Annotated in this window: 9 protein-coding genes; all 9 read left to right on the top strand. The window is 75.1% G+C overall.

The window, feature by feature from the left end; genetic code table 11:
• Positions 1-1,239 precede the first annotated feature (1,239 nt).
• Complete coding sequence (locus GPJ59_RS28135; RefSeq protein WP_219670510.1) at positions 1,240-1,674, top strand: phage tail protein; 435 nt, start codon at positions 1,240-1,242, stop codon at positions 1,672-1,674.
• 77 nt (positions 1,675-1,751) lie between these two features.
• On the top strand, positions 1,752-2,531 hold the full coding sequence (locus tag GPJ59_RS28130; protein WP_219670509.1) for a CIS tube protein: 780 nt from the start codon (positions 1,752-1,754) through the stop codon (positions 2,529-2,531).
• Between the two features lies 1 nt (position 2,532).
• Positions 2,533-4,386 (top strand): VgrG-related protein, encoded by a 1,854-nt coding sequence (locus tag GPJ59_RS28125; RefSeq protein ID WP_219670508.1) that lies wholly within the window; start codon positions 2,533-2,535, stop codon positions 4,384-4,386.
• Positions 4,387-4,676: 290 nt separating this feature from the next.
• Complete coding sequence (locus GPJ59_RS28120) at positions 4,677-4,958, top strand: PAAR domain-containing protein (RefSeq protein WP_219670507.1); 282 nt, start codon at positions 4,677-4,679, stop codon at positions 4,956-4,958.
• A gap of 6 nt (positions 4,959-4,964) precedes the next feature.
• Positions 4,965-5,432, top strand: coding sequence for a GPW/gp25 family protein (locus GPJ59_RS28115; protein WP_219670506.1), 468 nt, complete (start codon positions 4,965-4,967; stop codon positions 5,430-5,432).
• Positions 5,432-7,387, top strand: coding sequence for a putative baseplate assembly protein (locus GPJ59_RS28110; protein ID WP_219670505.1), 1,956 nt, complete (start codon positions 5,432-5,434; stop codon positions 7,385-7,387). Before GPJ59_RS28115 ends, GPJ59_RS28110 begins: the two co-directional genes overlap by 1 nt.
• Positions 7,384-7,923: a phage tail protein gene (locus tag GPJ59_RS28105; protein WP_219670504.1), complete on the top strand. Its 540-nt coding sequence runs from the start codon at positions 7,384-7,386 to the stop codon at positions 7,921-7,923. The genes GPJ59_RS28110 and GPJ59_RS28105 overlap by 4 nt, the downstream gene beginning before the upstream one ends.
• Before the next feature lie 198 nt (positions 7,924-8,121).
• Complete coding sequence (locus tag GPJ59_RS28100; protein ID WP_219670503.1) at positions 8,122-8,859, top strand: AAA family ATPase; 738 nt, start codon at positions 8,122-8,124, stop codon at positions 8,857-8,859.
• Positions 8,860-8,901: 42 nt separating this feature from the next.
• Positions 8,902-9,768, top strand: an 867-nt coding sequence (locus GPJ59_RS28095; RefSeq protein WP_219670502.1) for a sterol desaturase family protein, incomplete at its 3' end; no start/stop codon positions are given.

Genomic DNA, 9,768 nt, shown 5'->3' with positions numbered 1-9,768 from the left:
CACCTGCCCGTGGCCCCCCCCGGCCCGGGCCGGCCGGACGCCCCGGCCGTACAGCCCCCCGGGGGCGGGGGGGTCGCTCCGGCGGCCCCGGCCCTGCCCGTGGAGCCGGGTGGCGGTGGGGCGCGCGCCGGGGCGGCCGTACGGCGGTTGGGGCTGGGCGCGCCGCTGCCCGCCGTGCCGTGGTCCGAGGCGTCGGCCCCGCCCGTACAGCGGACCCTGGCCGAGCCCCCGCCCCAGCCGCCGCCCGCCCGAGCCGTGCCCGCGCAGCCGCAGGAGCTTCCCGTGGTCCGGGCCAGCGTTCCGCCGGGGCTCCCTGTGCCGCCGGTCGACGACGCCCCCGTCGCGGACCTGGTCGGCGAACGGGGCATCGAACTGCGCACCGCGAGCCTTGAGGAGGCGGCCCGGCCGCAGCAGGCTCCGCCCCCGGCCGTCCCGCTGACCTGGACCCCGGTCCCGTCCCCTCCCTCGCGCCCGTCTCCACCTCCGTCCGGAGCGCAGTCGTCCGCCGGCCCCGGACCGGTGCAGCGCGTGGCACGGACGGACCGCGGGCCCGGCCACGGGAGCGGTCCTACGGCGGGGCCCCTGCCCTACGCCCCTGCGCCCCGGGCCGGCGGAGGTACGCACCCCGCCCCCGCAGTGGCGAGCTGGGCGCTACCGCCGGGCGTCGGTCTGCTCCGGCCGGGTGGGCCGGTCGGTTCGACCGGTCCGGCATTCGGGGCGCCTTCCGGGTCGGCCTCCGGCTTCGAAGCCGTCGCGGTAGCTGGTGCCGGGCCGCTGACCGGGTACGCCGCCGTGCCCGTCGGCCCGGCGGGCGCAGCCTCCGCCGCCGTGCAGCGGACCGTCGTCGTCGGCAGCGGTCCCGACGGGACCCCGGCCTCGGCACCAGCCGCAGCTCCGGCGCACGGCGGGGCCCCCGCACAAGGCAGCCCGCTCCCGGGCCCACCGCCCCCGGCCGCGACGCCCGGAGCCGACCCGGCGCCACCGGAACCACCACCCCCGCCCGCGCCCCCGGCCACGGGCCCAGCCCCCGCAGGGGCCGCCCCGCAGCCCTCCACCGACGCGCTCGTACGCAAGCTCGTCGGCCCCCTCGGCCGCCTGCTCCGGGCCGAGCTCCGCCTCGACCGCGAGCGGGCCGGCGTACGGCTCGATCCACGCCACTGACCACCGCACCACGCCACACGCCCCGCACGCCCCGCCGCACGCGCCGTACGCACCGCACGGAAGGACGACCACCCGCCCATGGCCCAGCAACAGGACCCCGCCGTCAGCGTGTGCTTCATGGTCGAGATCGACAACATCAGCCTCGGTGCGTTCAACAGCTGCGAGGGCCTCGGCTGCGAGGTCGTCATGGAGCAGCGCGAGGAGGGCGGCAACAACGGCTACGTCTGGCAACTGCCCACCCGCATCAAGTACTCCACCATCAAGCTCACCCGCCCCATCACCCGTGACACCGAACAGGTCACCCGATGGCTGGCCGGCATGGTCGGCGGGATCCCGCGCAAGACCGCGCACATCAGCGCCATGACGGTGGACGGCACGGTCGTCGCCCGGTGGAGCCTCATGGACGTGGTGCCCGTCCGGTGGACCGGGCCCTCCCTCAGCCCCGAGACCCCCAAGGTCGCCACCGAGACCCTGGAGATCGCCCACCACGGCTTCCTCAACGCGGGGCGGTAGAGCTGGCCTTGGGAGAGGAAGAGCAGACCCGGGACCCGGGACCCGGGAAACCGAGGGAACCAGGAGGAGAGCCGTAGATGTCCCTTCAGCAGCCCGTCGCCTTCATCGCCTCCGCCGCGCCCGCCGCGCCGGCCGCCTCCGGCAGTGCCCCCGGCGCCGGCCCCCGCCCCAAACTGGAGCGCGCCTGGCTGGAGTTGCGCGAGCCGCCGGCCGACGGAGGCCAAGGACCGGCCGGGCCGCGGATGGGGCGGATCGACTTCCAGTTCAACCCCAAGGAGCTGACGCTCGCCAAGTCCGCCGAGTGGGAGCGCAAGCCCTCCAAGGGAGCCGCGACCGCCGGCCCGGCCGAGTTCAAGGGGCCCGGCGCCGCCCGGCTCAGCCTGGAGATGTTCTTCGACGCGAGTGCCGAGCAGGACGACCGGGTCGTCACCGCCGTCGAGAAGCTCCTCGCCTGCTGCGTGGCCACCCCCGAGACGCACCAGCAGAAGCAGGGCGTCCCGCCCTGGGTGATCCTGCGCTGGGGCGGACTGACCGGCTTCGTCGGGTACGTCAGCCAGGTGCAGGCCAAGTACACGCTGTTCACGCCGGGCGGCATCCCGATCCGCGCCGTCTGCCAGGTCACCCTGGAGGAGCTCAGCGGCCCGATGCCGGGCCAGAACCCGACCTCCGGCGCCCTCACCGCCCGCCGCGTGCACCGCGTGGTCACCGGGGACACCCTCGCCCTGCTGGCCTGGCGGGAGTACGGCGACGCGACCGCCTGGCGGTACATCGCCGAGGCCAACGGCATAGACGATCCGATGCGGTTGACCCCGGGCACGGAGCTCCTGCTGCCCGGGGCCGAGGAGTTGGGTGGGTGACATGGCCGGAGAGACCTTCGTCAGCAGCCTCGTCGTGGAAGTGGCCGGGCAGCCGCTGCCCGCCCCCGTGACCGAGACCCTTGTCTCCGCGTACGTCGACGACAGCACCCAGCTGCCCGACCTGTTCGTGCTGCGCTTCCGCGACCCGCACCACCTCACCCTGCGCTCGGCCGGGTTCTCCCTCGGTGTCCCCGTCAAGCTCTTCGCGCGCGCCGCCGACGACCCTGAGAAGCAGCTCCTGGTCTCCGGCGAGGTCACCGCCGTCGAGATCGACCTCGACACCACCGGAACCTTCACCGTCGTACGCGGCCTCGACCACGCCCACCGTTTCTTCCGCGGCCGCCATGTCGCCGGCTACCGCCAGATGACCGCCTCCGACGTCGCCGTCCAGGTCGCCCGCCGGGCCGGGCTGTCCGTCGGCACGGTGGACGGGACCACCACCGTCTACGAGCACCTCGCCCAACCCGGCATCACCGACTGGGAGTTCCTGCATCGCCTCGCCGACCTGGCCGGGGCGGAGGTCGGGGTGCTGGACGGCCGGTTCTTCTTCCGGCTCCCCGCCCGGGCCGGGTCCGCCCCCGCCTCCTCCACCCGGCCGCAGGCCAGCCCGTACGTCCTGGAGTTCGGCCGGAACCTGCTGCGCTGCCACGCCTCGGTGACCGCCGCCGACCAGGTCCAGCAGGTCGAGGTGCGCGGCTGGGACGTCCAGGCCAAGGCGGCGGTCGTCGGCCGGGCCCCCGCCGGGCAGAGCGACCGCCTGGAGCTGGGCATGACCCCGCAGCAGGCCGCCGACGCGTTCGGGCCGGCGGTGTTCCTGGCCACCGACACCCCGTACCGCACCCAGGCCGAGACCGACCAGGCGGCGAAGTCCCTGGCCGCCGACCTCGCCGCCTCCTTCGCCGAGCTGGACGCGGTGGCGATGGGCATGCCCCGGCTGCGCGCCGGTACCGCCGTGGCGCTGACCAACGTCGGTGAGCCGTTCGAGGGCAAGTACACGATCTCCGCGAGCCGGCACGTCTTCGACCCGGAGACCGGCTACCAGACCTGGCTGACCGTGGGCGGCCGCTCGGACCGCTCGCTGTTCGGCCTGGCCTCCGGAGCCTCCGGCGGGCCGGCGCAGGACCGGATCGGCGGGCTGGTCAACGCCACCGTCACCGACACCCGCGACCCGGAGGACCGGGGCCGGGTCAAGCTCGCGTTCCCCTGGCTGGACGGGGAGTACGTCAGCGACTGGGCCCGGACCGCGGACCTCGGGGGCAAGGGCGGCGGCGGGATCTTCGGGCCCGAGGTCGGCGACGAGGTGCTCGTCGGCTTCGAACAGGGCCGGCTCGACCACCCGTACGTCATCGGCGGGCTCTACAACGGCCAGGACAAGCCCTCCGAACACGACGCGCCCCTGGTCGACTCCACCAGCGGCGCCACCAACCGGCGCTCCCTGGTGAGCCGTTCGGGCAACCGGATGGAGCTCCTGGACTGCTCCGGCGGCCCCCAGGGCGTCCGACTGGCCACCGGGGACGGCAAGTTGACCCTGCACCTCGACCGCAAGGAGACGGCCGTCACCGTCCACAGCGACGGCACGGTCGAGATCGAGGCCCAGGACAAGGTCACCGTCACCGCCCGCTCCGGGATCACCATGGACGCCGGCACCGGCACCCTCGAACTCACCGGGCAGTCCGTGCGGATCAGCGCGCAGGCCGGGGTCGAGGTCGACGGCGGAGCGGGGGCGCTGACCCTCGGGACCAACGGCCAGGTCGACGTCAAGGGCACCACCGTGGCCGTCGAGGGCCGCGCGAGCACCGAACTCAAGGGCGGGGCCAGCCTGTCGGTCAGCGCCGCCCTCGTCCGGATCAACTAAGCGCTCCGCTGGAAATGCGGTGATGGAACCGCGGACCGGTGGGGGCTGGTCGCTCCCCCAAGTTCTCGGCTGCGCTCGAACAGGGGGGACCCCCATCGCAGCGGAGCTGCATATCCGGACAGCCCCGCGCCCCTTACGGGGCGCGGTACCGCACCGGACTTCGCCGATCCCGCTCAGCCGACCCGCAGGGAGACAGACCGGGCCACGCCGAACGGGCCACACCGGCCGACCGACCGGAACCGCACAGCCGCAACCGCACAGCCGCAACCGCACAGAAGGAGATACGCCAAATGCCGCCAGCCGCACGCGTCGGGGACCCCACCGGGCACCCCGGAGTGATCGGACCGCCCGGAGTGCCCACCGTGCTGATCGCCGGGCAGCCCGCGGCCGTCGTCACCACCCCGCACATCTGCTCCTTCCCCCCGCCCGCCGTCCACCCGCCCTCGGCGATCCTCCCGCCCGGCTGCCCGACCGTCCTGATCGGCGGACTGCCCGCCGCCCGCATGGGCGATGTCGCGGGCTGCGGCGCGCCCGTCGTCATGGGCGCGCTCACCGTGCTGATCGGCGGGTGAGGGGCGGTGGGGGAGCAGTTCGTCGGCGCCGGCTGGGCCTTCCCGCTCCGTACGGACGCCACCGGAGCCATCGCCCTGGTGCACCGGGAGCAGGAGATCGAGGAGAGCATGCGGCTGATCCTGGGCACCGCGCCCGGGGAACGCCCCATGCGCCCGCAGTTCGGCTGCGCCATCCACGACCACGTCTTCGCACCCGCCGACGCGGCCACGGCCGCCCAGATCGGCTACGAGGTGCGCACGTCCCTGGAGCGCTGGGAGCCGCGGATCACCCTGGTCGACGTCTCCGTCAGCTTCGACGCGGTCGAGGCCGGGACGCTCTACATCGACATCCGGTACGCCCTGCGCGGCACCAACGACCCGCGGAACCTGGTGTTCCCCTTCTATGTGATCCCCGCCCACGAGGGGCCCGGCCGCCCCGGCGGCCCCGCGCAGCCCGGCCCCGCCCACCACGGCCCCGACGGGAGCGGCAGCTGATGGCCCTGCCCCGGCCCAACCTCGACGACCGCCGCTTCCAGGACCTCGTGGACGAGGCCAAGCGGATGGTGCAGCAGCGCTGCCCGCAGTGGAGCGACCACAACGTCTCCGACCCGGGCGTCACCCTCATCGAAGCCTTCGCCCACATGACCGACCAGCTCATCTACCGGCTCAACCGGGTGCCCGACAAGAACCACCTGGCCTTCCTCGACCTGATCGGCCTCACCCTGCACCCGCCCGCCGCCGCCCGCACCGACGTCACGTTCTGGCTGTCCGCGCCCCGGCCCGAGCCGGTCCGCATCCGCGAGGGCACCGAGGTCGCCACCACCCGCACCGAGACCGACGAGGCCGTGGTCTTCTCCACCGTCCGCGAGCTGGCCGTCGTACCCGTCGAGCTGTCCGTCCTGGCCACCGGCCAGGCCGAGCCCGGCGCCGTCCCCACCGACCGGCGGGCCGAACTCGCCGCCGGGCGGGGCGTGCCCTGCTTCTCCGCCGTACCCCGCCCCGGCGACGCGGTGTACTTCGGGCTCTCCCGGGCCGCGCCCTCCTGCGTGGTCGCCCTGCGGCTGGACTTCCCCGTCGCCGGCCACGGCATCGACCCCGAGCACCCGCCGCTGGCCTGGGAGGCCTGGACGGGCGAGGACTGGACCCGGTGCGAGGTCGACCGCGACGGCACCGGCGGCTTCAACCGGCCCGGCGACGTCCTCGTCCACCTGCCCGCCGGACACGTCGCGTCCGCCGAGGCCCGGCAGCGGGGCGGCTGGCTGCGCTGCGTCGTCCAGCGGCCCGTACGGGGACAGCGCACCTACTCCGCGACGCCCTCCCTGCTGTCCGCCGAGGCCTTCACCGTCGGCGGGACCGCGCCCGCCGTGCACGCAGAGCGGGCCGCCGAGGAACTCCTGGGCGTCTCCGAGGGCGTGCCCGCCCAGAGCTTCTCCCTCGACCGCCCGCCGGTCGTCGCGGGCGGGGCCTTCGCCGTCGAGACCCGGGACTCCGCCGGTGACTGGGCGGCCTGGACCGAGGTCGCCCACTTCGCCGAGTCCGGGCCGTACGACCGGCACGTCCACCTGGACCGGAGCACCGGCGAGGTGTCCTTCGGGCCGGCCGTGCGGGAGGCGGACGGCAGCCTGCGCCAGTACGGGGCGGTCCCCGCCAAGGGCGTACCGGTCCGCGCCCGCCCCTACCTGACCGGCGGCGGCCGGCGCGGCAACGTCGCCCGCCGCACCCTGGCCGTCCTGCGCAGCTCCATCCCGTACATCGCCCGGGTCGAGAACCGGCGGCCGGCCACCGGCGGCGTCGACGGCGAGGACGTGGCCGACGCCCGGCTGCGCGGCGCCCTCGAACTGCGCACCCGGCAGCGGGCCGTGACCGCCGAGGACTACGAGTACCTGACCCGGCAGGCCGCCCCCGAGGTGGCCCGGGTCCGCTGCGTGGAAGCCCCCGACCAGGGGCCCGGCGGCGTACGCGTGCTGCTCGTGCCGGCCGCCGAGGACGACGGCGAGGGCCGGCTCGACTTCGCCCGGATGGCCCTCCCGCCCGAGCTGCTGGCCTCCGTCCACGCCCACCTCGACGCCCGCCGGATGCTCGGCACCCGGCTCGTCGTCGAACCGCCGTACTACCAGGGCGTCACCGTCGTCGCCGTACTGCGCGCGGCCGACGGGGTGCCGGCCGCCCGGGTGCAGCGGGCCGCGCTCGCCGCCCTCTACCGGCAGCTCAACCCGCTCACTGGCGGCCCCGGCGGCGACGGCTGGCCGTTCGGGCGGACCGTGCACAGCGGCGCCGTCTGGGCGGTGCTCGAACAGGTGCCGGGGGTCGAGGCGGTGGAGGGCGTACGGCTGTTCCCGGCGGACCTGGAGACGCTGCGGCGCGGTGAACCCGACGACCGGATCGTGCTCGGACCGGGATCACTCGTGTTCAGTTACGACCACCAAGTGCGGGTGGAGGAGGCGCGGTGAACCGGCGCCTGGTCCCCGGCCTGCCCACCCGCCACCCGCTCGGCGCCCAACTGCCCGCCGTCTACGCCGAGGACGACCTGGCCCAGCGGATCACCGAGAGCCTCGACGAGGTACTGGCCCCGGTGCTGGCGGTGCTCGACTGCCTGCCGGCCTACTTCGACCCGCGGCTGGCCCCGGCCGACTTCGCGGCCCTCCTCGCCGGATGGGTCGGGGCGGAGCCGCCGGCGGACGGCGGCCCGGCCGCCGGCCGGGCCGTCGCCGGAGCGGTCTCCGCGCACCGGCTGCGCGGCACCCGGGCGGGCCTGGCCGAACTGGTCCGCCAGGCCTTCGGGACCACCCCGGAGATCGAGGAGAGCGGCGGCGCGGTCTGGTCCACCACCCCGAACACCCCGCTGCCCGGCTCCGACCGGCCCCACCTGGTGGTGCGGCTGCGGGTGGCCGACCCGGCCCGGGTGGACACGGCGGCGCTGAGCGCCCTCGTGGCCCGCGCCCGGCCCGTGCACCTGCCGTTCCGGGTGGAGGTGCTGCCCCTGTGACACTGCCCCTGTGACCAGGAAGTGATCGCACGCCGACGGCCGAGTGGCGGTCGGCGTCCGGCGCACGGGCGGTCGCCGGTGATCGCCGGGTGATCGCTGGGGGGTCGCCGGGCCGGCGATTGGGTAATGGGTTACTCATGCTGCGCGGAGGGGGAGCGTCCATCCTTGTCCTGCACATTCGCGGGGGAGGAGCCGGGCATGCCTGTCCGCACGTCGTTGTCGCCCTTGCTGACCGGCGGCCCCGGCGCCCTCGCGCTGGTCGTGGCACCCGCCGGATACGGCAAGACCACCCTGCTGGCCGCAGCCGCCGCCGGCTTCGCCGGCCGCGTGGTGCACTGGCGGCCGTGCCGCGACACCCGCGACGCCACCACCCTGCTCGCCCGGCTGGCGGCCGCGGTCGGGTCCGGGGCGGTGTCCGCGGTCGCCTCCACGCTCCGGTCGCCGGGCGGGCCGGCCGGGGTCGAGGACGTGCTGCTCGCCGTCGAGTCCTGCCCCGAGCCCGTGCTCCTGCTCGTGGACGACGTCCACCTCGTGCACCCCGGCCCCGCCGAGGCCACCCTGGAGGAACTGGCCCTGCTCGCCCCGCCCGGCCGGCCCCGGGTCGTCCTCGCCGGCCGCCGCAAGCCCGCGGTCAACCTCACCCGCCTGGAACTCGCCGACACCCTCGTCCTCACCGCCCGCGAACTCCGGCTCGGCGAGGCGCTCCGGGCGGCGCCAGCGCTGGGCCGGCCGCACCGCCCGGTCCGTCAGACCTGCCCCGGGCACCTGCCCGAGGCGCGAGCGCACCAGCCAGCCCGCGGCCGCGGTCGCCGTCCTCAGGACGGCCGTCTCCATGCCTGTCATGCCCCGCCTTCCCCCGCCGTTCCCCCTCTTGTCCCCCGAGCCCGGACCCTATCGGTCGAACCGCTGGTAACCCCGGCGGATACCGATCGGTAACAACCTCTGGCGGCGCCCCGGAACCGCCTCTATGGTGCCGACATGCCGAACCTGCCCGATGTGGTGCTGTGGTCCATCCCCGCCTTCGTACTGCTCACCGTCGTGGAGATGGTGAGCTACCGGCTCCGTCCCGACGAGGACGCCGCCGGGTACGAGGCCAAGGACGCCGTCACCAGCGTCACCATGGGGCTCGGCAGCCTCGGCTTCGACCTGCTGTGGAAGATCCCGGTCGTCGCGATCTACACCACCGTCTACGAGCTGACGCCGCTGCGCGTGCCCCTGCTGTGGTGGACGGTGCCGCTGATGCTGCTGGCGCAGGACTTCTTCTACTACTGGCAGCACCGCGGGCACCACGTCGTCCGCATCCTGTGGGCGAGCCACGTCGTGCACCACAGCAGCCGGAAGTTCAACCTGACCACCGCGCTGCGCCAGCCGTGGACCAGTGCCACCTCGTGGCCGTTCTACCTGCCGATGATCGCGCTCGGCGTGCACCCGGCGGCCGTGGCCTTCTGCTCCTCGGTCAGCCTCGTTTACCAGTTCTGGATCCACACCGAGCGCATCGGCACGCTCCCGCGGCCGGTGGAGTACGTCTTCAACACGCCCTCCCACCACCGGGTCCACCACGCCTCCCAGGGCGGCTACCTGGACCGGAATTTCGGCGGCATCCTGATCCTCTGGGACCGGATGTTCGGGTCCTGGGTGGCGGAGACGGACCGGCCGGTCTACGGGCTCACCAAGAACATCGCCACGTACAACCCGCTGCGCGTGGCCACCCACGAGTACGCCTCGATCGCCCGTGACGTGCGCGCCGCCACCGGCTGGCGCGAACGCGCGGGCCGTCTCCTGCGCGGCCCCGGCTGGCAACCGGGCCCGGCCGCCGCAGGCGCCACCACGACCGGCGCCGCCGCC

It is taken from the genome of Streptomyces bambusae, assembly GCF_019400985.1.
Taxonomy (GTDB): Bacteria; Actinomycetota; Actinomycetes; order Streptomycetales; family Streptomycetaceae; genus Streptomyces; species Streptomyces bambusae_A.
Note: the sequence above shows the minus strand (reverse complement) of the source record. Positions and strands in the feature narration are given on the sequence as shown.